Below are 26,802 nucleotides of genomic sequence, written 5' to 3'. Positions count from 1 at the left end.
CTGTCGTGGGGGTGTGCTGTGGGCACACGCGGCCTGAAACGTGTCAGGCGGTGGCGCGCTTGCGGAGTTCGCGGGCGGCCACACCCGGGTCCGGGGCGTTGTAGATCGCTCCACCGGCCACCGCCACCGTCGCACCGGCCTCACGCACCGACCCGATCGTGTCCGGACCCACACCACCAGCGATCGAGAACGGCACCCCGGCCTCCCGACCATCAGCCAACAACTGATCGATCGAATACCCCGGCCGCGCCTGCTCGTCCAGACCCGCATGGATCTCCACGAACGACACACCCAACTTCGCCACCTCACGGATCCGAGCCACCCGGCCCTGCACCACCGTGATCATGTCCGCCACCACACTCTTGCCGTACTTGGCACCCGCAGCCACCGCACCACGCACCGTGTCGTCATCCGCAGTACCCATCACCGTCACCAGATCAGCACCCGCCTCGAACGCCAACCCGGCCTCCAACTCACCAGCATCCGCCGTCTTCAAATCCGCGAACACCAACTTGTCCGGATGCGCAGCCTTCACCGCACTCACCGCACCAATACCCGCCGACTTCACCAACGGCGTACCCAACTCCAAGATGTCCACGTGCTCGGCCACCTGATGCGCCAACGTCAACGCCGCCGGCAGATCCACCACATCCAACGCCACCTGCAACCGCACAACAAACTCCTCACGAAGAAACACAAAAACCGGACCCGGCAACAATCACCCACCACCCCGAAAAACCACAACAACCAGCACATAAAAAACCCCAACCCCCCAATACGAACAACCAATAACCGTTGGGATTCCGCTGTCGAGGTGGTTCGGATCAGACTGGAAACCGCGTCCGATGGCGGCGTGCGGTACTGCCGGGTACCGGCGGGTGCGGCCGATGTGCTTCGGCCGCACCCGCCTTGCACGCAGGGCCGCCGGGCGGTCGGCTCGCGAGGGTCCGTCCGCACGGGGACCGCCGCGCCGCGGCCGGACCGCTCGTCCGCTCCGTTCGTCCGTTCCGGCGGTCGTGGCCGTGAGCCTCGCCCCTCGCTGCTCCGTTCGAGTCATCGCCGGTGGGCGACTCGCGAAACGCCTGGGCAACGGGGGTGTCGGCGCCGGTTGTGGCCCGATGATCGTCCGGCACACGCCGCGGTCCGCCCGTGACGGCCTGCCCACCGTTCGTCAGTGATTCGTCCCCGGTCATGCCTGATCCGTTGTCACGCCCGGCCGGGACGAAGAAGCTGGAAGGCGACAAGCCGAGCGCAGTGCGACGATTCCGGATGATCGCCCTGCCTCGACCCTCCGCCGGCGATGAAGCCGCCCATTCGGCGGCCGTCGTCTGTGGTCGAATGCGAGGGAGGACGCCATGAGGCGACACGCTTCTGAATCAGCCGACGAAGGGGACCCGGGGCCGCGGGATCACGTCGCGGAGGATCCGACAACGGTCGGCCCACGCGCAGCGGATCTCGATCAGTCCCGTCGCCGCATCCGTCGTCTGTGAAGGATTGTTCTCGCACTGTGTTTATTCATTGCCTCGGAGCTGCGGCAGGCGGAGGTTATCCGCAATGGAATTGCGCGTGTGAAGGATGCCGCAAGGCGCGCGCCACACCGGAACTCGCGACGAAACACGCCGGGATCGCGGTGTCCGGTGACGGCGACCGGTGGTTTCTGCTCAACGCGACGCCGGACGTCCACCACCAGATCGCGGCGGATCCGGCACTGCACCCCGGACCGGGAGTGCGGGAGACACCGGTCGCGGGTGTGTTGCTGACCGATGCCGAGTTCGACCACACCATCGGCCTCCTCATGCTGCGTGAGGAGTCGTCGTTGGCCGTGTACGGCACGTATCCCGTGCTGGAGGCGCTGCGACTGCACTTCCCGATCCGGGACCTGCTCGGTGACTACGCCGAGCTGTCCTGGTCACTGGTCGGCGTGGGGGAACCCGTCGCGCTGGACGACCGGCTGCGCGCCACCGCCTTCCTGACCGGCTCCAAGGCACCCCGGTACGTCGGGGAGTCGTCGCCGCGCGGCCCGTCGGACTGGGAGGTGGGCTACCGCCTGGAGGACACCGTGACGGGAGGGACCGCCGTGTACGCGCCGACGTTGCCGCGATGGGACGCGAGTTTCGCCGAGGAGGTCGACTCCGCCGACTGCGTCTTCGTGGACGGCACGTTCTGGACCGACGACGAGATGTCCTGCCGGGGAGCGGGCGGCCGGACGGGGCGTTCCATGGGGCACATGCCGGTGAGCGGCGACGACGGGTCGGCTCGCAGGCTGGCGCAGCTGCCCGCACGGCGGAAGATCTACACCCACATCAACAACACGAACCCGATTCTCGACGAAGACTCCGAGGAACGGCGCCGGCTGACCGACCTGGGTATCGAGGTCGGTCGGGCAGGCCTGGAGGTGGAAGTATGAACGCTCGGTCCGCCGAGGAATTCGAGTCCCGGCTGCGTGCGATCGGGGAGCAGCGGTACCACCATCTGCACCCGTTCAACGAACGCATGCACGCGGGCACTCTGTCCGAAGAGGAGTTTCGCGGCTGGGTGCGGAACCGCTTCTACTACCAGGTGAACCTTCCGGTGAAGGACGCGTTCATCCTGACCAAGTTGCCGGGCCGCGACGACCGGAGGCGGTGGATCCAGCGCATCATCGACCACGACGGCCGCACCGGCGACGAGGGCGGGATCGAGAAGTGGATCAGGCTCGGTGAAGCGGTCGGCCTGACCAGGCAGGAACTGCTCGACGGCGAATCGGTGCTGCCGGGGGTGCGCTTCGCCGTGGACGCCTACGTGGATTTCTGCCGACGGAGGCCGTGGCTGGAGTCCGTGGCGTCGGCGTTGACCGAACTGTTCGCCCCGGACCTGCTCAGCAAACGCATCTCCGACGTGGAGCGGCATTATCCGTGGATCGCGTCGGAGGGCCTGGAGTATTTCAGGGCGCGGCTCACGCAGCAGCCCAAGGACATCGCGCACCTGCTCGAGCTGGTGATCGAGAACGCGACGACGGCCGAGCAGCAGGACGCCTGCATGCGGGCGCTGGAGTTCAAGTGCGACGTGCTCTGGAGCCTGCTGGACGCCGTGCAACTCGAGTACAGCAAGAGCTGACGATGGACGAGAGCGAACTGGCGGCCGTGCCCAAGTTGGCAGGCAAGGCGATGCTCAGACACGACAACGTCCGCGACGTGGAGCTGCTGCTGCTACCGGAGCGGGTCGTGCTCCTGAACAAGTCCGGGGCGGCGATCCTCGGACTCTGCGACGGCAACCGGACCGTGCAGCAGGTCGTGGAACAGCTCGAGCGGGATTTCGAGGCGACCGACCTGGTGAACGACGTCATGACTTTTCTGAAGGACGCGAGAGGACGAGGCTGGGTGGTGGTCACATGACCGGGATGCCGCAACCGTTCGGACTGCTGGCCGAGGTCACGCACCAGTGCCCGTTGCACTGTGTCTACTGTTCGAACCCGGTGGAGCTGTACGAACGCAGCAGTGAGCTCGGCACCGACGACTGGCTGCGTGCGATCCGGCAGGCGGCCGAACTCGGCGTGCTGCAGGTCCACTTCTCCGGAGGGGAGCCGCTCGTGCGCGGTGATCTGGAGACGCTGGTGGCCGAATGCCGAGGGCTGGGGCTGTACACGAACCTGATCACCAGCGGTCTCGGGCTCACCGAGAGCCGAGCCGAATCGCTCGTCTCGGCGGGGCTCAACAGCGCTCAGCTGAGCATCCAGGGCGACACCGCCGAGTCGACGAACCTCGTCGCTGCGAGCAAACGGTTCGACAAGAAGGAGGCGGCCGCCCGCATCATCCGCGACGCAGGGCTGCCGCTGAACATGAACGTCGTCCTGCACCGGGTCAACCTCGACAGGCTCGACGCGATCATCGACGTCTGCGTGGAGTGGGGCGCCGAGCGGCTCGAACTGGCGAACACCCAGTACTACGGGTGGGCGCTGCGCAACCGTGAGCAGTTGCTGCCGAGCAAGACGCAGCTCGACGAGGCGGTCGGCGTGTACGAGCGGCGGAAGGCGGAACTGGAAGGGCGGATGGAGCTGCTCTGGATTCTGCCCGACTACTACGAGCCCTACCCGAAGCCGTGCATGGGCGGATGGGCACAGACGGCACTGACCGTCGCGCCGGACGGTCGCGTCTACCCGTGTCCCGTCGCGGAGGAGATCACGACGATGGAGTTCCCGTCGGTTCGGGACCACGATCTGGAGTGGATCTGGGCGGACTCCCCGGCGTTCCAGGCGTACCGCGGAACGGACTGGATGCCGGACCCGTGCCGCAGCTGTTCCCGCAAGGAACTCGACTTCGGCGGCTGCCGGTGCCAGGCGTTCGCGCTGACCGGCGATGCCGGTCGTACCGACCCGGTGTGCATTCACTCGCCCGACCATCACCTGGTGCAGGACGCGCTGGACCGGGCCAACGACGGTGCCAACGGCGCCGACGGCGACGCGGACGGGGAGAAGCTCGTCTACCGCAGGCCCACCGTGTCGGCGCGGAGGTCGTGACGAATGGGAGGCGGTGGCCGCGACGCGGCGGACAGTGCGCTGACACACGACGAGGCCGTGGCCCGATCGGGCGTGATCTCCGATCTGCACTACGAGGTCGAACTCGATCTCACGACGGGAGAGGACACGTTCCGGACGAGGACGGTCGCCGGGTTCCATGCGAGTTCGAGCGACACGGTCGTCCACCTCGACTTCGTGGGGGAGGTCGAGTCGGTCGAGTGCAACGGCCGCCGCTCCGGTCCGGAGGCCTTCGACGGCCGGCGCGTCCGCGTGGACGTGCGGGAAGGCTGGAACTCGGTGCGGGTGTCCGGTTCCGCGTCCTACTCGCACACAGGGGAGGGGCTGCACCACTTCCGGGACCCGCTCGACGGGCACGTGTACGTGCACACGAAGTTCGAACCGTTCGCGGCGCACACCGTGTTCGCGTGCTTCGACCAGCCGGACCTGAAGGCCACGGTCGACCTGACGCTCACGGTCGATCCGTCGTGGGTGGTCGTCTCCAACACCGACCCCGAGGAGCCGCCACCGTCCGGCGGTCACCGCGCGACGTGGCGGTTCGCGCGCACACCACCGTTGCCGACGTACCTGGTGGCCTTCGCCGCGGGCCCGTTCCGGGTGCTGCGTTCCCGGCACGGTGACGTTCCGCTGGCCCTGTACGCGCGCCCCTCGCTCCACGACGAGCTCACCGCAGAAGCGCCCGAGCTGTTCGACGTGCTCGGCCGTGGCCTCGACTTCTACGAGACGCTGTTCGGCCTGCCGTACCAGTTCGCGAAGTACGACCACGTCTTCGCCCCGGAGTACGCGTTCGGGGGAATGGAGCACCCGGGCTGTGTGACGCTCAACGAGCGATTCCTGTTCCGGCACCGGGTCACCGAGGACGCGCGACGGCGGCGAGCCTCCCTCCTGACGCACGAAATGGCGCACATGTGGTTCGGCGACTACGTGACGATGCGCTGGTGGGACGACCTGTGGCTGAACGAGGCCTTCGCGACGATGTTGGCGGTCGTCGCGCAGCCGGAAGCGACGCCGTACGGCGAGGGCTGGACGTCGTTCGCGCACCACGACCTGCCGCTGGCGCGCCGCGCCGACCAGCTGCCCACCAGCCACGCGATCCGTGTGGGCACCGCCGACACCGACGCCGCACGGTCGAACTTCGGGCCGATCGTGTACCGGCGGGGCGCGGCGGTGCTTCACGACCTCGCCGAACGCGTCGGGTGGGAGAACTTCGTCGCGGGGGTACGCGCCTACCTGCGGACGCACGCGTGGGGCAACGCGGGTCTCGACGACTTCGTGGTGGCGCTGCGCCGGTTCACCGACGAGGACCTCGACCGGTGGGTCGACGAATGGCTGCTGCGGCCCGGCATCAACACGGTCGAGGTGCGCCGCGGTACCGGCGGTGACCGGCTGGTGCAGCACACGGACGAGCGGGCCGAACCGCGCCACCTGACCGTCAGGGTTGCCGCGTTCGACTACCGCGGTGCGGAACTGCTTCCGCGGGCGCCCGTCGACGTGTCGGTCGACCCGGCGGCCTGTGAGCGCGGCCTGCCGGAATTCGGCGGCACCGAACCGGATCTGGTGATTCCCAACGCCGACGCCGTGAGTCACGTCAAGACCAGATTGGACTCCCGATCCCGAAGGACGGCACTGCGAAGTCTGTCTGCAGTGGACGACCCACGGGCGCGAGCGGTCGTGTGGGGATCGCTGTGGGACGAGGTCCAGGACGCCCGCCTGTCCGCGCGGAGCTACGCCTCGGCGGTGCTCGCCCACGGCACGCGGGAGCGCGACGTCGGAGTCCTCGAAGCCCTCCTGGAACGGGCCTCCAGGGCACTGCTGGTGTACGGCGATCCCGTCACCGGACACGACACGGCGGCGGTGCTGGTGCGGAGTCTGCGGGAACACCTGGTGTGTGCCGAGGGTGGGAGCGATCGCCAACTGGCGTTCGCCCGGGCTCTGGTGGGTGTCGTCTCCCCCGACGATCACGGCCTGCTCGGCGACATCGTGTGCGGCCGGTCGCCGTGGGCGGGCCTGGAGGTCGACAGGGACCTGCGGTGGCGGGCCCTGGTCCGGCTGGCCGCGACCGGAGGTGATGCCGACGGCCTGGTGGACGTCGCGATGGATGCCGATCCCGGCGACTACGGCAGGCGCAGCGCCTTGACCGCCGAGGCGGCGTGCCCGTCGCAGGCCGCCAAGGACAAGGCGTGGACACGGCTGTTCAGCGGGGACCACTCGCTCGCGGAGCGACAGGCGATCATGGCAGGACTGCGGCAACCGGGGCAGGAGCCGCTGCTGACCCCGTTGGCGGACCGGTACTGGCATGCGCTGGAGTCCCTCGCCGGCACCGCTGAGACGGAGTTCCTGTCGTCGTTCGCCCGCATGCTCTACCCCTGTTTCACCGAGGTGGAGGAGCGCGTGCTCGAGGAGACGGACCGGTTTCTCGCGCGGAAGCCACTTCCGGAGAGTGTGCTGAAGGTGATCCGGGAGGAGCGTGCGGAGCTGCTCGTCATCCGGTCCGCACGCGCGTGCGACGCGGCGGACGCACGGCACTGACCGCCGCTCGCCGCGCATTGTCGCGCAGTCGGCCGACATTCGGCCATCGCCGCGCGACGAGTGGCGGTAGGTCGATGCCGGACGGCACCGTGGCCGTGACCGGGGGCCCGGACGGTGGCCACGGTATCGCCGGGAGGGCTCAGCTTTCCGGCGAAACGCGAGAGCGTCTCACAGCTGGGCGGGGTGAGCCGATTTCCGTTGGGGTTACCAAGTTTTCCGTTTCATGGCAGGGCGATCGTGCTGGGATCGTGGCCTGCTCGAACGGGTTCGGGCGCGTTCGGACGGACGTTCCGTCCGTGCGGGGCCCGTCCGCAGAGGCCGTGAGGCAGGCGATTCGGCGGAACCGCCCGGCATGTGCGGCGGCCCGTAGGTAACCGGCTTCCCGCCGTTCATGTCGGCGCGCGGCGCGTTCGTGAACAACCGATTGACGGTCCGTTCGGCGCCCGTGCACGCTCATGACACCTCGCCGCGCAGCCGTCACCACGGCTGCAGGTCGAGGAATGCACGAATGGACACCGGACACCGTCGCCGACACGCGTGCCGAGACACGGATACGCGGTGACACGGACTGGACGTGACGCGAGGCCTGCTCGCCGGAAGTTCGGTGGACTCGCCCGCAATCGATGTGCGGTGTTCGAGAAGCGTCGCAGGGCTCCCGGCACGTGGCGTGCCGGGTGGCCCGACCCGAAGCGGTACCGGCGACGTCCGATGGAACGAGAGGTGGAATCGTGGTTCTCCCGTCGAAGATGCCGCAGCTCGCCGACCTGGATCTGCTGCTGTCGGTCGAGGACTACGGCAGCGTGGGCAAGGCCGCCCAAGCGCACAGCTTGTCGCAGCCTGCTGCGAGCATCCGGCTCAGCGCCATGGAACGGCGCCTCGGGATCCGGTTGCTGGAGCGCTCGCCGACCGGTTCCAAGCTCACCGAGGACGGCCAGACGCTGGCCAAGTACGCCCGCAACGTCATGCATGCTGCGCGTGAACTGCTCGAGTTCGGGTCCGGCTCGTCGGCGTCGGAGGCGAAACGCCTCCGGGTCGCGGGGAGTCCGGGAATCTCGGAGAACCTGATTCCCGAATGGCTCAGCCGCGGTGGGGCCGCGTTCGGCGAGGTGCGCGTGGAAGTGCAGACCGGCAAGGTCGACGCGCTCCGTCAGCTGGTCCACGCGAACCACGTCGACGTCGCCTTCATCGACGGCTGGTGCGAGTCCGGAGGCCTCGTGCCGAAACAGTCCCGTGAAGACCTGATCGCCCAGTACATCTGTGACGACAGGCTCGCCGTGGTGGTCGGGTCGAGCCATCCGTGGGCGGACCGGCCCGGCCACGTCACGGTGCAGGAGCTGGCCGAGGCCCAGCTCGTCGTCCGTGAGCGGGGCTCGGCCATCCGGGAGTTCACGGAGGAAATGCTGGGAACGGCCCCGGGGCCGCGGAACTACCTCGAATTCCCGTCGAGCGGGGCGATCAAGCACGCGATCGCCGACGGCAGGCGCGTGGCGGTGCTGAACGTGTCCACCGTGAGGTCCGAACTCGCGGACGGCAGGTTGTGCTGGGTTCCGCTCGACCGGGAGATGCCGGCGAAGCCGATCTACGCGGCGTGGAGCAAGAGCAGGCCACTGCCCGGCCCTGCGCGTGAGCTCGTCGAGATCGCCGCGAAGAAGGGAAGTCCGTTACCGCCTGTCGACGGCGTTTCGGAGCTCGGAAGCAACGTGATCGCGGAGGCGAATGCCGCAAAAACCATGTACTTACGTTCGCCGTCCATGGAAACGATGACCTGAAATGCCGAACAATTCGTGAACCTGCCGAACTCTCGGCACCGAGCCAGGAGGATCAAAACTCAATGTCAGTTCTGAACAAGATCGCGCGTACGCTCGTCTCCAACAGGCGCGGGATCCTTGCCGCCGACGAGAGTATCGGGACCATGTCCTCCCGACTCGAGAAGGTCGGAGTCGAGGCGACGGCGGAGAACCGGCGGCTCTACCGCGAGCTGATCGTCACGACCCCGCAACTCGCCGAGTCGATCAGCGGGATCATCCTCGCCGATGAGACGTTCCACCAGAAGCTGTCCAACGGACGCACGTTCCCCGAGTACCTGGGGGACATCGGCATCCTCGCCGGGATCAAGGTCGACACGGGCGCGAAGCCCCTGGCGGGCGCGCCGGGCGAGAAGGTCACCGAGGGCCTCGACGGGCTGCGGGAACGGATCGAGGAGTACGTGCGCCTCGGTGCGACGTTCGCCAAGTGGCGTGCGGTCATCGACATCGGCGACGGCAGGCCGACGGACCGTGCGGTGCGTGCGAACGCCCACGCCCTGGCCCGGTACGCCGGTCTCTGCCAGGAGGGCGGCCTGGTGCCGATCGTGGAGCCCGAGGTGCTGATGGACGGCTCCCACTCGCTCGCGAAGTGCCAGGAGGTGACGACCTCTGTGCTGGAGACGGTGTTCGCCGAGCTCGACCTCATGGAGGTGCAGCTCGACGGCATCGTGCTCAAGCCGAACATGGTCGTCGCCGGGGCGGAGAGCACGGAGCAGCCGTCGGTCGAGGACGTCGCGAACGCCACGGTGGAGTCGCTGCGTGCGGCCGTGCCTGCGTCGGTGCCCGGCATCGCGTTCCTGTCCGGCGGGCAGCGCCCCGAGGTCGCGACGCAGAATCTCGCGGCGATGCAGAAGCTGGAGTCGCTTCCCTGGGAGCTCACGTACTCGTTCGGCAGGGCGCTGGTCGGCCCCGCGCTCGAGACGTGGCGGGGCGACAACGGGAACGAGGCCGCCGCGCAGCAGGCGCTCTCGGAGCGGGCCGTGGCGAACGCGTCGGCGCGCTGACTTCTGAGGAGACCGGCGGTTGACCGGATCGGCGACACGGGCGGCGATCCGGTCAACCGCTTTTTCGGTGGCCCGGCCGGAGAACCGGAACCGGGCACAGGTGTCGACCCGGTACGTGCGGCCGCAGGCCCGAGGGGATGGGTGTCGATGAGAAGTCAGCAGTGGGACATGCGTGAACGTGCCCGCCGTCCCGGCCCGGAGTCGGGTCCCTCGGGTCCGACGCTGTCGGCCCCCGCAGGGGGGCCCGACCACGGCCTCGCGCTCGAACTGGTGCGCGTGACCGAGGCGGCCGCGATCGCCGCGGGCAGGTGGGTCGGCCACGGCGATGAGGCCGCGGGCAAGGCGGCGGCCGCCGCGGCCATGCGCGAGCACATCCTTCCGGTGCCGATGCGGGGCGTCGTCGTGGTCGGCGAGCAGTCTGCGGGGGGCAGACCCGCCCTGTCGAAGGGCGCCGACGTCGGTGACGGGACCGGCCCGGCATGCGACGTGGCCGTCTCCGCCGGGGACGCCGCGTTGTCACCTGCCAGGGACGTGCCGCACGCGATCACGGCCGTTGCCGTGGCCGAGCGCGGCGCGATGTACGACCCGCCACCGGCGGTGCCCATGCAGAAGCTGGCGGTCGGCGCCGACTACGCCGACGTCGTCGACATCCGCCTGTCGGTGGCGGAGAACCTGCGGGCGATCGCCGCGGTCAAGGGAGTCGGCACCTCGGACGTGACGGCCGCCGTACTCAACCGGCCCCGGCATCGGGACCTGGTCCGCGACATCCGCGACGCGGGCGCGCGCGTGCACCTGGTCGAGGGTGGTGAGGTCGCCGGAGCTGTGGCCGCGGCACACCCCGAGCGTTCCGTCGACGTGCTGCTGGGCACCGGCGGTGGAGAGGAAGGCGTGCTCGCCGCGGCCGCCTTGTCCTGCATGGGCGGTGCGGTACAGGCACTCCTCCGCCCCGAAGGGCCCGATCCCCGGGATCAGGTGCGGCGGGACACCGGTCGCGTGCTCCGCACCGACGACCTCGTGCGGGGCGAACGAATCCTGTTCTGTGCCACGGGTGTGACCGGCAACGAGCTGTTGCGCGGCGTCGGCCACTACCCGGACTTCACGACGACCGAGTCGACGGTGATGTGTTCGAACCCGGGCATCGTCCGGTCCGTCCGGTCGGAGCACCGGGCGGACGGCTGACCCGGCCGTCCGGAAACCCGGCCGCGGACGAGCGACGCCGGAGCGACCGTTCGCGGCTGTCCCGGTGGTTCGGCCGCCATGTCACGCCTGTGCCGTTCGGCCGCAGGCAGGAGGAGCGCAGCGACGCATGACGGAAGAGATAACCACCCCGGCCGGCCGGACCGAGCCCCTCATCGCTCGCTACCGTGGCCTGATCTGCGACCTGGACGGCGTCGTGTATCGCGGCGCCACGGCGGTCCCGCACGCGGTGGAGACGGTGGCCCGGTTGCGGGCCGACGGCGTCCCCGTGGTGTTCGCGACCAACAACGCGTCCCGGCCACCGGAGACCGTCGGCGATCACCTCCGCGGAATCGGTCTGCCGCCGGGCGGGTGGTCGGTGGTCAACAGCTCGCAGGCGGCGGCCGCGCACCTGGCTCAGCGGCTGGTGCAGGGCGCGCGCGTGTACGCAGTGGGAGGGCCGGGTGTCGCCCATGCGCTCACCGAAGCGGGACTGACCCCCGTCCGCGTCGCCGATCTGGACGACGCGCCGGTCGAGGCGGTCGTGCAGGGCTTGGGCACCGACATCACCTGGACCGAGCTGGCCGCGGTGGGCAGGGTGGTCGAGGGCGGGGCGGCCTGGGTGGCCACGAACCTGGACCTCACGCTGCCGACACCGTACGGAAAAGCGCCGGGCAACGGCGCGCTGGTCGCCCTCGTGCAGACTGCGACCAGCGCGGAGCCGCACGTCGTCGGCAAACCGCAACCGGCGTTGTTCGACCTGGCACGGTCGCGGCTCGGCAGCGCGCCGGAGGACACGCTGGTGTGCGGCGACCTGCTGCACACGGACATCGAAGGCGCCAACGCGGCCGGTCTCGACTCGCTGTTCGTCCTGAGCGGCTCGTCGCGGCTTCGCGACCTGGCACTGGCCGAGCGGCCGCTGCGCCCGACGTACGTCGCCGCCGACCTGGGCGGGCTGCTCGCGCCGGGGCCTGCCGTGCCTGCGTGGCCTGCGGCCCACCTGCTCCAACTCGGCCCCGGCGGCGTTCCACGGGTGCCGCGTGACGGCCATCCGGGGGTCGGCCACGGTTCGGGGAACGGCTTCGGTGACGGCGCGCTGTTGCAGGCCGTCGTCGCCACGGCGTGGGCCGCACGTGACGAGGGCAGGCCGTTGGCCGAGGACGCCGCCGCGTGGCAGGACGTCGAACGCAGGCTCGGCATCGCCGCGCCGCCGTGAGGGACGGCGCGCCTCCGGCCGGCGGTCTCGGGGCACCGGCCGGAGGCGCTGATCCTCAGGGCAGAGCCGGCGGCTCGCCCGAGCGCTCGTAGTCCGCCAGCTGGTCGATCCTGCGCTGGTGCCGGCCACCTTCGAACTCGGTGGTCAGGAAGGCATCCACGATGTGCTCGGCCTCGGCGGTCGTGTGCATCCGCGCACCGATGCCCGCCAGGAGCGCGTTGTTGTGCCTGCGGGACAACCTCGCGGTCTCGACGTTCCACACCAGTGCCGCGCGGGCACCGGGCACCTTGTTGGCGGCGATCTGCTCGCCGTTGCCGGAGCCGCCGATGACCAGGCCGAGGCTGCCCTCGTCCGCGACGACACGGCGCGCCGCCTCGATGCAGAAAGGCGGGTAGTCGTCCTCGGCGTCGTAGACGGCAGGCCCGACGTCGACGATGTCGTAGCCGAGGCCCGAGAGCCGTTTCGCGAAATGTTCCTTGAGTTCGAGACCGGCGTGGTCGGATCCGAGATAAATTCGCACGCGGTCATTCTAGTCCGGAATCCCCCGAAAAGCGGTTCTGTAGTCGCCCGATCGCCATTGCATCTCGCTATGAGAAGCAATTTGTGGTAGTTACGTCGAACGCCGCGCGGGCGGGAACCGTGGTCGAACTTCGAACCGGTGCCGCGCCGGTGTGCGGCGAATCGTGTCGTCGATCGGCCTGCAGGCCTCGTGTCCGTGTCCGGTGGGTCCGATCGGTGCGGCCCAGCCGGCGTCGTCGTGTCCGTACAGCGCCACGGGAAGACCCACGCTGGTCCGATCGGGTGATGGCAGGGCCGCATCGAGGTTGGCCGTGACTCAGCGTGGGCACCCACCTGGGACGGTCCCCTGCCGGCCGGCTGATGCCCGTACGCAGGGCTGTCGCGGAGTACCGCGGTGCGTCGTGACCGCGGGGTTGCGGGCGGGTGCACCGCTGGTGACGGCGGTCACTCCGATCATGTCGCGCGCGCCGCCGTTCGGCACGGGTTACCGGCCACTGGTCCTATCTCTGTTGCAGGAACTCCGAGCCGTCGCGGATGCTCGTTCGAGCCGTGACGTTTCGAGGTGGTGGCCTCGAAACCGGCGGATCATGCTGTCCGGTCAACGGGTATGCCGAACACGAGGAGGATGAACATGATGTGGGAAACGCCGGAATACACGGTCGTCGAGGTGTGCGCTGAGGCCACCGGTTACTTCTACCGGGGCTGACGATCGCGCGGCACTGACCGTGTTTCTCGAATTCGCGTGATCTCGGCGGGCGGCTACGGCCCGCCGTGACCACGGCTACGTTGGTGCAAGGCTCCGCGTGCGGAAGAAATACCGCTCGCAGAGCCTTGCACCACGTCTCTGCCGGGCCGCCCCTCGTACCGCAGGGAAGCGGGTGGGGGAATCCGGCGGAAACGAGCCACTGATGAGCACGGTGGGACAGCCACGGTGGGACAGCGGTTCGTCATCGGGTGGCCGCCGGCGTCGTTCGGCGTGCACGCCTGCTCCGCGGCATATGGCCGGTCGGTGCCGCGACCCTGTTCAGCTCACCTACTGCCGACCGGCGAGTAGCGCAGTACGTTCGAGGTGAGCAGCCGCTTCGGCCGACCCCCGCAACGGGGACCGGCCGCGGCGGTCACGGGCGGCCGGAACACCGGGCAGGTGTGCCGGCCACCCGGCGCGCAGTGTCGAGGCGAGCGAAACGCTCGCGCTCGGTGCGATGTGGGAGGACACCAATGCCGGAGAATCCCGACACTCACGTGTACCGCACGTACGACAAGGTCCTCAGCGAGGGCAAGCCGGACCGCCGGAGGAACCACCCGACGGCCAGCGGCGACGTCAACGACTGGTGGCCGTATCGCGTCGACGTCACGAAACTGCGTCGGCACGGCCCCTCGACCGACCCACTCGGCGCGCAGTTCGACTACGCCGAGCAGTTCGACACGTTGGATCTCGACGAGCTGGCGCGCGACGTCGACGAGGTGCTGACGACCCCGCAGGACTGGTGGCCCGCAGACTTCGGGCACTACGGCCCTCTTGTGCTGCGCATGGCCTGGCACGCGGCGGGCAGTTACCGCATGAGCGACGGCAGGGGCGGGGCCGCGGCCGGAATGCAACGCTTCGCCCCGTTGAACAGCTGGCCGGACAACCGCAACCTGGACAAGGCACGCCGGTTGCTCTGGCCGGTGAAGCAGAAGTACGGGCGCAAGATCTCCTGGGCCGACCTGATGATCTTCGCGGGTAACCGGGCGCTGGAGTCGATGGGCTTCAGGACGTTCGGCTTCGGCGGCGGCCGCGACGAGGTGTGGGGGCCCGACGACACCTACTGGGGTCCGGAACACAAGTGGCTGGCCGACGAACGGCACAGCGGTCGGCGCGAACTCGACGAGGAGCTCGCCGCCAGCGACATGGGGCTGATCTACGTCGATCCGCAGGGGCCGGCCACGAACCCGGACCCGGTGCTCGCGGGCCGCGACATCCGCCAGACGTTCCAGCGGATGGGCATGAACGACGAGGAGACGGTCGCGCTGATCGCCGGCGGCCACACGTTCGGCAAGACCCACGGCCTCGTGGACCCGGTTCTCGAACTCGGACCCGAACCGGAGGCCGCGCCGCTCCACGCGCAAGGCCTGGGCTGGTCCAGCTCGCACGGCACCGGCAAGGGGCCGGACACCACGTCGAGCGGGCTCGAGGGGATGTGGACCCGCACGCCCGTGACCTGGGACCACACCTTCTTCGAGACGTTGTTCGAGTACAAATGGGACATCGAACTCAGCCCCGCGGGGTTGTGGCAGTGGATCCCGGCCGACGGTCAGGGCGAGGACACCATCCCGGACCCGTACGACCCGGACACGAAACACCACCCGGTCATGCTCACCACGGACCTGTCGTTGCAGGAGGATCCGGTCTACGAGCCGATCTCCCGGCGCTTCCTGGAACATCCGGACGAGTTCGAGGACGCGTTCGCGCGAGCGTGGTTCAAGCTGACGCACCTCGACATGGGACCGGTCCGCCGCTATCGGGGTTCGCTGGTCCCCGACGAGCCGCTGATCTGGCAGGATCCGGTTCCGGAGCCGGACCACGAACTCGTGGACGCCGACGACGTCGCCGTCCTCAAGCGTGAACTGCTCGCATCGGGACTCACGACGGGGCAGCTCGTCACGACCGCATGGGCCTCGGCGTCGACCTACCGCGACACCGACAAGCGCGGCGGCGCGAACGGGGCGCGCATCCGACTCGAGCCGCAGTGCGGTTGGCCGGTCAACGAACCCGAGAAGCTGCGCGTGGTCCTGGACGTGCTGGAGTCCATCAGGGAACGGTTCAACGCGTCCTGCCGGGGAGACAAGCGGATCTCCCTGGCGGACCTGATTGTGCTCGGAGGCTGTGCCGCAGTGGAGCACGCCGCCGCGGCGGGCGGGCACGAGATCGAGGTGCCGTTCCGGCCCGGCCGCACCGACGCGACCCAGGAATGGACGGATGTCGCGTGGTTCGGCGTTCTGGAGCCGAAAGCGGACGGCTTCCGGAACTACGTGGGCCCTGACCTGAGACTGCCGCCGGAGCACGCGATGGTCGAGCGGGCGGACCTGCTGACCCTGAGTCCGCCCGAGATGACCGTGCTCACCGGCGGACTGCGAGTGCTCGGCACCAACCACGGCGGCACCCGGGGCGGAGTGCTGACCTCGGCGCCGGGCGTGCTGACGAACGACTTCTTCGTGAACCTGCTGGACATGGGAACCGAGTGGGTGGTGAGCGAGCAGCGGCACGGCCCCGAGAACTACGAGGGACGCGATCGGGGCACCGGAGAGGTGAGGTGGTTCGCGAGCCGGGTCGACCTGCTCTTCGGCTCGAACTCGGAACTGCGGGCCCTGTCCGAGGTCTACGCGTGCGAGGACGCGAATGCGAAGTTCGTTCGGGACTTCGTGTCCGCATGGGTGAAGGTCATGGAACTCGACCGGTTCGACCTTCACTGATATTCGTCGTACCAATCAGTCGCGGACACCGGGCGGAATCCCGTGTCCGCGACTGATTTCGTGGTGCAGGGCCGAATGGTGCGGCAGCCGAATGGCGCAGGGCCGAATGGTGCAGGGCCGACAGCGCCTCGTCCGCACTCGGCGGTCGCCCGTCCCGCCCGTTCGATTCGGCTTCCCGCACGCACGATTCGCAGGTGAGGCGCGTATTCGCCATCAGCCGTTCGGCCGGCGCGGGCGACGTCCATCGAGGCGACTCCGCTCGTTCTGTCGGTACCGCCGTCCGTTGTGCGATCCCGCCCGCCCGTGCCTCGAGCGTTGCCCCTCGGCCGGGGTAACGCGAAAGTGGGACAACGCTCGCCGCCCGGTGGCGAGTTCCGTCCGCCGAGACCGAAGAAGTTCGAGGTGTCATGGAATCCATCGCCCTTTTCGTCGTCGGAGCTGCGATTCTCATCTACAGCGCCGAGAAACTGATCGGATACCTGGTGGGGGTGGCCGCGGGACTCCGGATATCGGTGTTCCTGCTCGCCATCGTCTTCACCGGTATCGAGTTCGACGACATCGCGCTCGGGCTCGTACTCAACATGGAGGACCTCGACGGGGCGGCGCTGGGGCTGGTGTTCGGCACCGCGCTCTCACTGCCCGGCGTGGTGCTCGCGCTGGCCGCGCTGCTGGTGCCGTCGAAGGTCAACATTCCACGCAATTACCTGATCCTGTACGCCTGCTCGCCGCTGGTGGTCTGCGGGTTCGTGGCGCTGGCCCCGCTGAATCCGGTCAGCGGCGTCGTGTTGGTGTTGGTGTTCGGCGCCTTCCTGGCTTACATGGTGGTGCGCGAGACCCGCGGGGAACGCCCGATCTTCCGGGACGCCGAGCTCTACGAGTCCTACGCGGCCGCACGCGAGAGCGGTGGAGGCACCGCGACGTTGGTGTCACCCCCTCGGACGCAGGAACCTCCGGAGGATCCCGCGAAGGGGCGGGGCTTCTCGGACGCGATGCCGTTCTCGGAGGCCCGCAGGCTCAACGGATGGGCCGGGTTGGGGCTGGCCGTCGTCGCCCTGGTCGGCGTCGTCGCGGGCGCCTGGGCCACCGGCGAGGGAACCGAGGGAATTCTCGAGGAGTACGGGCTCGAGGCGACGCTCTTCGGTGCCACGATCGCCACTCTGGTTCTCACCATTGAGGACATATTCCTGACGGTGGAGCCGGCTCGTCGTGGTGCACCGGAGATCGGTGTGGCCAACGTGATCGGCAGCGTGGTGTTCTCGGTGACCGGAAAGCTCGGCATCATCCTGCTGGCAGGTGGCGTCATGGTGCACTCGAGCGTGTTCACCGTGCACATGCCGGCCTTGTTGCTGCTGACCATGCTGTCCGCGTACTTCCTGTCCACCGGACGGCTACGCCGTTGGCACGGCGTGATGTTGCTCGTTCTCTACGTCGCGTACTGGGCGGTCTGTTTCGGTTTCCTCGGCATCGTTCCGGTCGAGATGGACTAGCGGTACCGCGTACCCGTAACCGCCCGGCGCGCCTTGTGCGGCACGCCGGGCGGTTAAGAGCATTTATTGCGTCCATTGTGGACCGGATGTGTCGAGTTTTGGAGGTGTCGCAGTGCATCTTGCACGGCGGGCATGGTCCGTCTCGGTGATGTCCGGAACGGTTCTTCCGGTGCGGCACCCGCGACGAGGCCGCGCGGCGGGAACTCTCGCCGGCGGCGGCGTCGCACGAACGGTATCTCCCCGCCGGGGAGCGGCGGTGGTGAGCCGGTCGGTGGTGAGGGATATGGAAATGGCTTGCCGATGTGTAGCGTCGACGTCGTTACAGGCACGGCAACGAAATTCGACATGCGATCGGTACCTGTAATCGTGGTGCCGCGCTGGATTCCACCGCGGCGCAGCGCGGGAGGGCACGTGGGAGTTCCCGAACGGACCCGGTGCTCGTGCCCTCGACGGCATGTTCCGCGAAACCTGTCAGTCAACGTCATTCCATGCTCACAAGGAGGTGAAGTCCGGTGACGATTGCTGAGGACCGTGAAGCGCTCCTGGCCGAGATCGGCGGACAGAACAAGGCAACCATCGGTGCCGTGTTGGGATCTGGTTCGATCGAGAAGGCGACCGAGCGGGCCGACGGGACGATGGAAGCGACCATCCGGATCCCCGAGGACGCTTTGGCCTGGGAGCCCGGGGTGCTGCTCCTGCCGCACGGCGGGATCCTCGAGTTGACGATCATCAACGACGATAAGAACACGCACGCGTGCCTGTTGCCGAGCAACGGCGACAGGAAGTTCATCGGTCTGTTGAACCACTCGAAGGGTAGCGCAACGCTCGAGCTGGACGGCCCGGGCTACTACTGGTACGGCTCGCCCGCCGGTAACGACGAGGGCCGGGGTCTGACCGCCGCCATCGTGGTGGGCGGCGAGGTGCCGCCGGAAGCCAAGCTCGACCGACCCGCTCAGCCGCGCCCCTGAAAGGTAAGGAACCCATCATGACCATCGAATACGTCGATGCCGGCGAGGCGATCAATCACAGCCAGCTCTCCAGCCTGCCGCACCGCGCGCCGGATGTGACGCGTGGCGTCAACTACGACCGCATCCTCCAGGCGCGCAGCGAGTCGCACAACTGGATCACCTACTACGGCGACTACGACGGCAAGCGGCACAGCCTGCTCGACCAGATCAACGTCGACAACGTCAAGGACCTGAAGGTCGCCTGGATCCACCAGTCGAGTGCAACCGGCATGATGGCCTCCACGTCGACCTACGCCTTCGAGGCGTGCCCCCTGGTCGTCGACGGCGTCATGTTCGTCACGGGTTGGGACGGCGTGATCTGGGCCCTCGACGCGACCACCGGTGAGCAGCTGTGGCGGTACAAGCACGCGGTGCCGTTCGACGTGACGCTGTGCTGCGCCAACGTCAACCGTGGCTGCGCCGTCGCCAACGGCAAGGTCTACATGGTCACCCAGAACGCCCAGCTGGTCGCACTCGACGCGACCACCGGCGAGAAGGTGTGGCAGAAGACCATCGGTGACGTGCGTGCGGGTGAGAGCGCCTCGCTCGCTCCGCTGGTCGTCAAGGACACGCTCATCACCGGTTCCGCCGGTGGCGAGTTCGGTGTCCGGGGCCACATCGACTGCTGGGACCTGGAGACCGGTGAACAGCGCTGGCGCTGCTACACCGTCCCGAAGCCCGGCGAGCCCGGCAGCGACACCTGGCCGGCCGACGGTGAGGCGTGGGCCCGTGGCGGCGCAAACCACTGGGTTACGGGCACCTACGACCCGGAGCTGAACCTCTATTACGCCGGCACCGGTAACCCGGCGCCGGACTTCGACGGTGAGGTCCGGCCGGGCGACAACCTCTACACCGACAGCGTCGTCGCCGTCGATGTGGACACCGGCGAGATCAAGTGGCACTACCAGTTCACCCCCCACGACCTGTGGGACTACGACTCCACCATGGAGATGACCCTGTTCGAGCGGGACGGCAAGAAGCTGCTGGCCCACTTCGACAAGAACGGGTACATGTTCGTCCTCGACCGCACCAACGGCGAACTGCAGCACGTGACGCCGTTCGTCGACCGGATCGATTGGGGCGCCATCACCCGCGACGGCAAGTTCATGCCGCGGAAGTACCCGGACAAGGAAGGCGAGCCCTGCCACTTCTTCCCCGGTCCCGCCGGTGCGAAGGAATGGACGCACGCGTCGTACAACCCGGACCACGACCTGTTCTACGTTCCGGTCGCCGACGTGGGCGCCACGGCCACCCGCCGTCGCCGCGAGTTCAAGGAGGGCATGCCGTACTGGGGTGCCGCCGTCGAGGTCGACGTCGACAACATGGCCGGTTCGGTCAGCGCCTTCGACTCCCACGGTGAGGAGAAGTGGCGCTACCGGATGGACATCCCGATGGCCGCGTCGACCCTCAGCACCGCGGGCAACCTGGTGTTCGCGGGCAAGCCGACGGGTGAGTTCATGGCGCTGCACGCCGAGACCGGCGAGAAGCTCTGGGAGTTCCAGTGCGGCAGCGGTCACCACAGCAGCCCGAGCACCTACACCGTCGACGGCAAGCAGTACATCACGGTGCCGGTCGGCTGGGGTGGCTGGCTCGAGGGCATCGTTCCCGGGATGTCCGGCCAGGGCAAGGGTGCCTCGCTGATCACCTTCTCCCTGTGAGACCGGCGGTCACCGCGGACGGTGGCGCACCTCCGCGGTGACCGCTTCCACGGTGTCACGCCGCGGAAGGTGACACCGATACCCGAGCAGCGGTGACCGCCCTTCGGTTGCCTTTTCACCCGCTCGGTGATCGAATCGTCCCGGTGACGGTTCGATCGCCGAGCGGGTGTTTCACGTCGTCAGGAGAGCCACGCGTGAGGCGTGGTGTGGTTTCCCGCGTCTGCGGCTTTTCCCGTGGCACGCCGTTTCCGGTGGTCCGCGGTTTCCTGCGGTACACGGATTCCGAAGGTATGGCGGCGAATTGCCCGGCGAGACGCCGATGACGGAACGAACGAGAAGCAGGTGAGCTGATGAACCAGTCGTCGGTCCCCCAGAACGTCGACACCGAGCGACTGCCGTGCCCTTACTGCGGGGATTCGTACGAATCCGGCGACCTGGCGCGGCACAACGAGCCGGTGCAGTGCGGCCCCTGCATCCAATGCGTCGGCAAGCCCGCCTGCTTCACGTGCGGTCTCATGTACTGCGCGTGCGACGTGCACAAATTCCGCGGCTGACGCGCGTTCGAGCGCGGCCGGGTCGGCAGCACCCTGGGCGTACGGCAGCACCCGGGCTACGGCCGACGCTCCGGGGAGACGGCAGGACTCCGGGAGGCGGCCGAGCCCGGTGACCCGGCCGTGGCCGGCTCACCGGGCTCGTCTTCCGCTCCGGGTTTCCCCGTTCCGCGCCCGGCACTCGAGGGCTCACGCGCGGCCGGGTCGGCAGCCGGTCAGCTCCCGGGTGGGGCGAAGAACTCCAGGGCGATGTCGTCCGGGTCCCGGAACGACACTCCGCTGCCGTAATGGGCCTTTTTGATGCCGTCGTGCGCGATGCCCAACTCGGTCAGCTTCCGGGCCCACTGCTCGAGCTCGGCGTGGGATCCGACGCCGAAGGCGATGTGGTCGAGGCCGGTGCGTTCCTCGGTGAAGCGTTCACCGGACTCCCGTCCCTGGTGGGTGTGCAGACCGAACAGCGTTCCGCCGTCGAGGGCGTAGACGGCGTGGTGGTAGCGCCCGCCCTCCTCGTCCTCGTCCAGGACGGGTTCCGCGCCGAACAGCGCCGAGTACCAGGTCGTGCTGCGTTCCAGGTCGCTGACGGTGATCGCGACGTGCTGCAGTCCGGGAAACGGCATTCGAATTCTCCTCTGTCGTTCGCGCTCGGGTACTCGGGTGGGCAACCGACGGGCGATCCTGGACCCGGCAAGGATTGGGGGTCGTCAGATTTCCAGCAGCTGCCGTACCGCCGGGGTGTTCCGGCGGGAGACCGGGACCATCGTGTGTTCCTCGTCGTCCATGACGAGACACAGTTCTCCCTTGATTCGGCGCTCCACCTCGCGGATTCGGCTGAGGTTCACCACGTACTGGCGGTGCACCCGCAGGAACCCGGCGTCGCTGAGTTCCGTCTCGAGCTTGTCGAGTCCCGGCGAGGCGGCGCGCAACCGCCCCTGGTCCGTCGACAGCCACACGTCACTGCCGTCGGACTGTGCGAACGAGACCTCGGGAAGGCGCAGCAACACCATCCGGTTCTCACGTGTGCCGACGAGACGCTGCGGTTGGGTCCGGGGGGTGCTGTCGTCGACCGCACGGGGCAGCGGGTCGCCGTCGGACAGGCCGAACGAGACGAGATTCCCGACCAGGTGACCGGACAGGAACACCGGCCGGAACGTGATCGAGGTCGGTTCGTCGGCGAGGCGGGTGAAGATCTGGGTGGAGCCGACCCAGCCGGGATTGTGGGTCGCCTGTTTGGCGGCGTACTGGGCGGCGCCGATGAACTCCGGGAGCTCCGGTTTCCACCGTACGGCCGGGTCGGCGGCGGGCGTGGACCCCGGGATGCCGAGGAGTACCGCGGCGGTGTCGTCGGCGAGGACGACCTTGCCCGCGGGATCCACAGCCGCGAGCGGCACCCGCGAGCCGGATCTGGCTTGGCTGTAGGCGGCGATGAGCTCGGCGCCGTCGTCCTGAGCTCGCTGGCGCAGAATGCGCTGCGTCATCTTGGCGACGTTGCCGAGCCACGTTCCGGCGGTGCCGGGGAGTTCACTGCGCCAGCACGAGATGTTGAGGGTGGCGACCGGCTCCCGGGTCACCACGTCCCGGATCGCGACCCCGCCGCACGTCCAGTCGTGGAACGCTTCGCACCAGTGCTCGGCACCACGGATGAGCACGGGGGTGTAGGACAGCAACGCGGTGCCCATGCCGTTCGTCCCCGTGGCACCCTCGGCCCAGCAGAACCACGGCGCGAGATTCGCTTCGGCCGCGACGCTCCGTGTGGTCTGATCGCCCCATTGAGCCAGGACCCTGCCGGCGCCGTCGGTGATGGTCACGATCCCGCCGACGTTGCCGACCTCGTGTGCCAGCGAGGCGGCGCGGAATCCGAGTTCGGCGATCACCACGTCGTGTTCGAGGGCGTGGTCGACCTGTGCGACGGCCACCGGGGCCTTGGTGAGGTGCGGGTCGACGCCGTGCTGGTCCCGGCACCGGTGCCACGAGATCGCAATCTCCGGGCGCACCCCGCGGAGATCGTCCTCGCCTCGCACGAACCGCTCCCACGCCCTGTACACCGTCGCGCTGTCGGCACCGGGAGATGTCGGATCGTGCCAGCCTACTTCTGTCATCGAAGACCGCCTTTGGTCTGTTGCCGACCGGTGACACGGGGACCGGTGACCGTGCGCGTCCCGCTCGGTGTTCGGTCCGGGCCCCGTCGCCTCCGCCGGACGCAAGCTAAACGCGGGCGTGAACGGAGAGCAAGCAGCCTGGGATGACTGCGGCCGAACGTCCCACGAACGGTCCCGACGCGGCGCTCACCGGTGGCCGTCGGCGCCGCAGCGGTAAGTGCCGCGTCGGCGTCCGGCCGGTTCGCGTCGGGAGTCGCGTTCGACTGTCGGAGTGACGCAGGCGACGGCCGGGTGTGGTGTCCGCCTGCGCCACCGAGAACGCCGCCGGCACGTCTCCGAGACTCCGTACGAACGTCGCCTGCAAGCCCGAACGCAGGCCTCGCCTGCGCCGATACCGAGTAGGACTCGGCCGTTCGGCCCATGGTCGGACTGGGCCGGACAGACGTATCGCAGGTGGTCGCGACACGGCGTTCGCACTGCCGTACCGGCCCGGACCACTGGGGCAGAAGTGCCGCGGATCTTGAGGCCGTCTACCTGGCGGCGTTAGACTGTGTCGCCGGTCACGGCCGCGGTCCGAGTTCCAGTGCGGCCCGTGACGGCGGATGACAAGGAGGTCACCATGGCTGGAGGCTTGCCGCCGCTGGCGATCGCACCGAGTCGGCGCCCCCGACTCGACCACGCATCGGATGACTCCCTCGAAGCCACTTCCTCGGCGGAAGTGGCTCGTGCTTGGGAGAACTTCGCCGCAGGCGAAGACGTCGAGGCAGGTGTCCGGCCCGAGATTCTTGCGTCGTGGTATCGCTGCCGTGACCGGTACGAGGTGGACCGATCGCTCGATGTCGCACCGGGCGCACGGTGCGAGGACGTTCAGCGACTCGACAACGGCGTCATCTTCACGACGCTCGGCGGGCTCGGCGCGCTGGCGGGCCGGGAAGTCGAGAGGGACGGCGCCGTCGTCACCGTGACCGACGGTGACGGGCGCGTTCTGGGATCGTGGGGCGACCCCGCGGCGCAACGGAGGGCCGAGTTGCACAACCTCGCCCCGTGGTCGTCCTGGTCGGAGGAGTGCACCGGGACCAACGGCATGGGGACCTCGCTCGAGGTGGCGGGCCCGGTGACCGTGACGGGCCCTGAACACTGGTGTGAGGCCTTCCACCGCTGGGCGTGCGCGGGGATCTCCATTCGCGACGTCGTGACCTCCGCGCCGGTGGCGTCGATCAACATCTCGCGGTGGAACGCGTCGTTGTCGCCGCTGACCCCGGCGTGGCTCAGCAAGGCGGCCAGGTGCGTCGAGACGGAGATCTACCGGCGCGCCATGTTCGAGACCGACAAGGTGTGGGCCGAGTTCAACAGGAAGGCCGGCGAGGTCGGTGTCCCGGTCATGGCGATGGACCGTGGTGGCAACGCGGTCGCGGCCAACGAATCCGCCGCCTCGCTGCTGGGTCTGGCGAACGAGAGCCCGGTCGTGGCGGGTGCGATCGAGCCCGCCCAGCGGTGGACACCGGACATCCCGGGACTGTCCGATGTGGTCCGTTGGGCCAAGGAGCGGGCGCGGGAACCGGCGCAGTGGAGCGGCTACGCCTGCCTTCCGCTGGGTAACGGAGACGAGGAAACGCCGGTGACGTTCCGGCCCGTCGTCGACTCGGACAGGCTCGTCGGCCTGCTGGCCTACTTCGGCATGCAGGAAGGCGAGCCGTACGAGGGGAACTCGGAGCCCAGTGCCGGGTCGGTGCCGCAGCGCATCATCGGGATCCGCAACGACCGCCTCGTGCTGCTCGCCCCGTCGGAGATCCGCTACGCCGAGGCCGACCGCAACATCGTGTGGCTCGTGACGGAGCGCGGGCGGATCCAGGCGTCGACGCGCGGCCTGGACAACGTCGAGCGGTCGTTGGCGCCCCACGGGTTCCGCCGGGTGCATCGGCGGTTCCTCGTCAACCTGCGGCGAGTGGCCGAGCTCGAGCGCGGCATCAAGGGAGAACTCTTCCTGATCACGGACTCGCGGTCCCACGAGTTCGTCCCCGTCTCGCGGCGCCACGCTCCGGAGTTGCGGCGCATGCTCGGAGTCTGAGCACCGGCGGGCGACGCCGGTAGCGCACGTCATCGCGGCCGGGTTCGCACAGCACGCGCTGTGCGAACCCGGCCGCGATGACGCTCGATGCCCTGGACCGATGCCCCGGACCGACGTCCTGCACCGGTGGCTCCTGACCGTCGTCTCGGACACGCCGGCGCCGAGGCCGGCTCACGACCGGGATCGGCCGAACGGGCGCTAGGACCGGCTCCGTGACGACACCGACTGCACCTGGCTGCGCAGTCCCTCGACGGCGCGTCCCGGGTCGTCGGCCGAATAGACGGCCGATCCGGCCACGAAGCAGTCGACACCGGCCTCCGCAGCCTGCTCGATCGTGTCGGCGTTGATGCCGCCGTCGATCTCCACTACGAGATTCAGGTGGCCTGTGTCCACCATCGTCCGCGCCTTCCGCACCTTGTCGAGGACGTCGGCGATGAACTTCTGTCCGCCGAAACCCGGTTCGACGGACATCACGAGCAGGGTGTCGTAGCTGCTGAGCACATCGACGTAGGGCTCCAGCGGAGTGTTCGGCTTGATCGCCAGACCTGCTTTCGACCCCGCGGCACGGAGATCCCGAGCCAGCTTGACCGGATCGTCGGCGGCCTCGACGTGCACCGTCACGTTGTACGCGCCCGATTCGGCGTAACCGATCGCCCAGCGGTCCGGGTTCTCGATCATCAGATGACAGTCCAGTGGCAGGTCGGCGCTCTTCTGCAGCGACTGCACGACCGGAAGCCCCAGTGTCAGGTTCGGCACGAAATGCGCGTCCATCACATCGACGTGCAGCCAGTCCGCTCCGCTGCCCGGCGGGCCCTGGACGGCGGCCACTTCGTCGGCCAACCGTGCGAAGTCGGCGGAGAGAATGGATGGAGCGATCAACGGATGATTAGCCACGGTTTCGATGATAGTCAGTGTTTCGCGGGTGCGGTTATTGGTTGTTCGTATTGGGGGGTTGGGGTTTTTTATGTGCTGGTTGTTGTGGTTTTTCGGGGTGGTGGGTGATTGTTGCCGGGTCCGGTTTTTGTGTTTCTTCGTGAGGAGTTTGTTGTGCGGTTGCAGGTGGCGTTGGATGTGGTGGATCTGCCGGCGGCGTTGACGTTGGCGCATCAGGTGGCCGAGCACGTGGACATCTTGGAGTTGGGTACGCCGTTGGTGAAGTCGGCGGGTATTGGTGCGGTGAGTGCGGTGAAGGCTGCGCATCCGGACAAGTTGGTGTTCGCGGATTTGAAGACGGCGGATGCTGGTGAGTTGGAGGCCGGGTTGGCGTTCGAGGCGGGTGCTGATCTGGTGACGGTGATGGGTACTGCGGATGACGACACGGTGCGTGGTGCGGTGGCTGCGGGTGCCAAGTACGGCAAGAGTGTGGTGGCGGACATGATCACGGTGGTGCAGGGCCGGGTGGCTCGGATCCGTGAGGTGGCGAAGTTGGGTGTGTCGTTCGTGGAGATCCATGCGGGTCTGGACGAGCAGGCGCGGCCGGGGTATTCGATCGATCAGTTGTTGGCTGATGGTCGGGAGGCCGGGGTGCCGTTCTCGATCGCTGGTGGTGTGGGTCCGGACACGATCGGGTCGGTGCGTGAGGCCGGTGCGACGGTGGCGGTGGCCGGTGGAGCGATCTACAACGCCCCGGACCCGGGTGTGGCCGCCCGCGAACTCCGCAAGCGCGCCACCGCCTGACACGTTTCAGGCCGCGTGTGCCCACAGCACACCCCCACGACAG

Annotated in this window: 22 protein-coding genes; 17 read left to right on the top strand and 5 right to left on the bottom strand. The window is 68.6% G+C overall.

Annotated elements, in window-relative coordinates:
* Positions 1-43: 43 nt before the first annotated feature.
* On the bottom strand, positions 44-673 hold the full coding sequence (gene hxlA, locus LY13_RS24380; protein WP_253830600.1) for a 3-hexulose-6-phosphate synthase: 630 nt from the start codon (positions 671-673) through the stop codon (positions 44-46).
* Positions 674-1,486: 813 nt separating this feature from the next.
* Here hxlA (LY13_RS24380) and pqqB point away from each other — a divergent pair.
* From pqqB to LY13_RS24335, 9 genes are all read left to right on the top strand, one after another.
* Positions 1,487-2,407: a pyrroloquinoline quinone biosynthesis protein PqqB gene (gene pqqB, locus LY13_RS24375; protein WP_308216395.1), complete on the top strand. Its 921-nt coding sequence runs from the start codon at positions 1,487-1,489 to the stop codon at positions 2,405-2,407.
* Positions 2,404-3,096, top strand: a complete 693-nt coding sequence (pqqC, locus tag LY13_RS24370; protein ID WP_253830905.1) for a pyrroloquinoline-quinone synthase PqqC — start codon at positions 2,404-2,406, stop codon at positions 3,094-3,096. Before pqqB ends, pqqC begins: the two co-directional genes overlap by 4 nt.
* A 2-nt stretch (positions 3,097-3,098) precedes the next feature.
* Positions 3,099-3,374: a pyrroloquinoline quinone biosynthesis peptide chaperone PqqD gene (gene pqqD / locus LY13_RS24365; RefSeq protein WP_253830904.1), complete on the top strand. Its 276-nt coding sequence runs from the start codon at positions 3,099-3,101 to the stop codon at positions 3,372-3,374.
* 5 nt (positions 3,375-3,379) lie between these two features.
* Positions 3,380-4,495 carry a pyrroloquinoline quinone biosynthesis protein PqqE gene (gene pqqE, locus LY13_RS24360; protein ID WP_253830907.1) on the top strand — a complete coding sequence of 372 codons (1,116 nt, stop codon included), beginning with the start codon at positions 3,380-3,382 and terminating at the stop codon, positions 4,493-4,495.
* 3 nt (positions 4,496-4,498) lie between these two features.
* Positions 4,499-7,042, top strand: a complete 2,544-nt coding sequence (gene pepN / locus LY13_RS24355) for an aminopeptidase N (RefSeq protein ID WP_253830903.1) — start codon at positions 4,499-4,501, stop codon at positions 7,040-7,042.
* A 728-nt stretch (positions 7,043-7,770) separates the two neighbouring features.
* Positions 7,771-8,811: a LysR family transcriptional regulator gene (locus tag LY13_RS24350; RefSeq protein WP_253830902.1), complete on the top strand. Its 1,041-nt coding sequence runs from the start codon at positions 7,771-7,773 to the stop codon at positions 8,809-8,811.
* Between the two features lie 62 nt (positions 8,812-8,873).
* Complete coding sequence (locus tag LY13_RS24345; protein WP_253830901.1) at positions 8,874-9,851, top strand: class I fructose-bisphosphate aldolase; 978 nt, start codon at positions 8,874-8,876, stop codon at positions 9,849-9,851.
* A 147-nt stretch (positions 9,852-9,998) separates the two neighbouring features.
* Positions 9,999-11,030 (top strand): fructose-bisphosphatase class II, encoded by a 1,032-nt coding sequence (locus tag LY13_RS24340; RefSeq protein ID WP_253830900.1) that lies wholly within the window; start codon positions 9,999-10,001, stop codon positions 11,028-11,030.
* A gap of 127 nt (positions 11,031-11,157) precedes the next feature.
* Positions 11,158-12,243 (top strand): HAD-IIA family hydrolase, encoded by a 1,086-nt coding sequence (locus LY13_RS24335; protein ID WP_253830899.1) that lies wholly within the window; start codon positions 11,158-11,160, stop codon positions 12,241-12,243.
* A gap of 55 nt (positions 12,244-12,298) precedes the next feature.
* On the opposite strand, the gene LY13_RS24330 is transcribed toward LY13_RS24335, so the two are convergent.
* Complete coding sequence (locus tag LY13_RS24330; protein WP_253830898.1) at positions 12,299-12,763, bottom strand: ribose-5-phosphate isomerase; 465 nt, start codon at positions 12,761-12,763, stop codon at positions 12,299-12,301.
* A gap of 630 nt (positions 12,764-13,393) precedes the next feature.
* Between LY13_RS24330 and LY13_RS26290 the strand changes: the two genes are divergently transcribed.
* The 6 genes from LY13_RS26290 (at position 13,394) to LY13_RS24305 (ending at position 20,921) form a co-directional block, all read left to right on the top strand.
* Positions 13,394-13,468: a pyrroloquinoline quinone precursor peptide PqqA gene (locus LY13_RS26290; protein ID WP_504965561.1), complete on the top strand. Its 75-nt coding sequence runs from the start codon at positions 13,394-13,396 to the stop codon at positions 13,466-13,468.
* A 512-nt stretch (positions 13,469-13,980) separates the two neighbouring features.
* Positions 13,981-16,215, top strand: a complete 2,235-nt coding sequence (katG, locus tag LY13_RS24325) for a catalase/peroxidase HPI (protein ID WP_253830897.1) — start codon at positions 13,981-13,983, stop codon at positions 16,213-16,215.
* A 407-nt stretch (positions 16,216-16,622) separates the two neighbouring features.
* Positions 16,623-17,702: a sodium:calcium antiporter gene (locus LY13_RS24320; RefSeq protein WP_253830896.1), complete on the top strand. Its 1,080-nt coding sequence runs from the start codon at positions 16,623-16,625 to the stop codon at positions 17,700-17,702.
* Positions 17,703-18,214: 512 nt separating this feature from the next.
* Positions 18,215-18,670, top strand: a complete 456-nt coding sequence (locus LY13_RS24315; RefSeq protein ID WP_253830895.1) for an MSMEG_3727 family PQQ-associated protein — start codon at positions 18,215-18,217, stop codon at positions 18,668-18,670.
* Positions 18,671-18,687: 17 nt separating this feature from the next.
* Entirely contained in the window at positions 18,688-20,367 is a 1,680-nt protein-coding gene (locus LY13_RS24310; RefSeq protein ID WP_253830894.1) for a PQQ-dependent dehydrogenase, methanol/ethanol family, read from the top strand.
* A 350-nt stretch (positions 20,368-20,717) separates the two neighbouring features.
* The gene (locus LY13_RS24305) at positions 20,718-20,921 is read left to right on the top strand and encodes a recombination activating protein 1 (RefSeq protein ID WP_183659521.1); all 204 of its coding nucleotides are present in this window, start codon (positions 20,718-20,720) and stop codon (positions 20,919-20,921) included.
* Positions 20,922-21,133: 212 nt separating this feature from the next.
* Here the strand turns inward: LY13_RS24305 and LY13_RS24300 are convergent, their stop codons facing one another.
* Both LY13_RS24300 and LY13_RS24295 read right to left on the bottom strand, forming a co-directional pair.
* Positions 21,134-21,535, bottom strand: a complete 402-nt coding sequence (locus LY13_RS24300; RefSeq protein ID WP_253830893.1) for a VOC family protein — start codon at positions 21,533-21,535, stop codon at positions 21,134-21,136.
* A gap of 84 nt (positions 21,536-21,619) precedes the next feature.
* A complete protein-coding gene (locus LY13_RS24295; RefSeq protein WP_253830892.1) occupies positions 21,620-23,014 on the bottom strand; it encodes a DNA-binding protein in 1,395 nt (464 codons plus the stop codon).
* Between the two features lie 619 nt (positions 23,015-23,633).
* On the opposite strand from LY13_RS24295, the gene LY13_RS24290 reads away from it, so the two are divergent.
* On the top strand, positions 23,634-25,082 hold the full coding sequence (locus tag LY13_RS24290) for a DNA-binding protein (RefSeq protein ID WP_253830891.1): 1,449 nt from the start codon (positions 23,634-23,636) through the stop codon (positions 25,080-25,082).
* A 198-nt stretch (positions 25,083-25,280) separates the two neighbouring features.
* On the opposite strand, the gene rpe is transcribed toward LY13_RS24290, so the two are convergent.
* Entirely contained in the window at positions 25,281-25,961 is a 681-nt protein-coding gene (rpe, locus tag LY13_RS24285) for a ribulose-phosphate 3-epimerase (RefSeq protein WP_301299594.1), read from the bottom strand.
* Between the two features lie 168 nt (positions 25,962-26,129).
* Here rpe and hxlA (LY13_RS24280) point away from each other — a divergent pair, with 168 nt between their 5' ends.
* Entirely contained in the window at positions 26,130-26,759 is a 630-nt protein-coding gene (gene hxlA, locus LY13_RS24280) for a 3-hexulose-6-phosphate synthase (protein WP_253830600.1), read from the top strand.
* Positions 26,760-26,802 lie beyond the last annotated feature (43 nt).

It is taken from the genome of Prauserella aidingensis (assembly GCF_024171865.1).
Taxonomy (GTDB): domain Bacteria; phylum Actinomycetota; class Actinomycetes; order Mycobacteriales; family Pseudonocardiaceae; genus Prauserella; species Prauserella aidingensis.
Note: the sequence above shows the minus strand (reverse complement) of the source record. Positions and strands in the feature narration are given on the sequence as shown.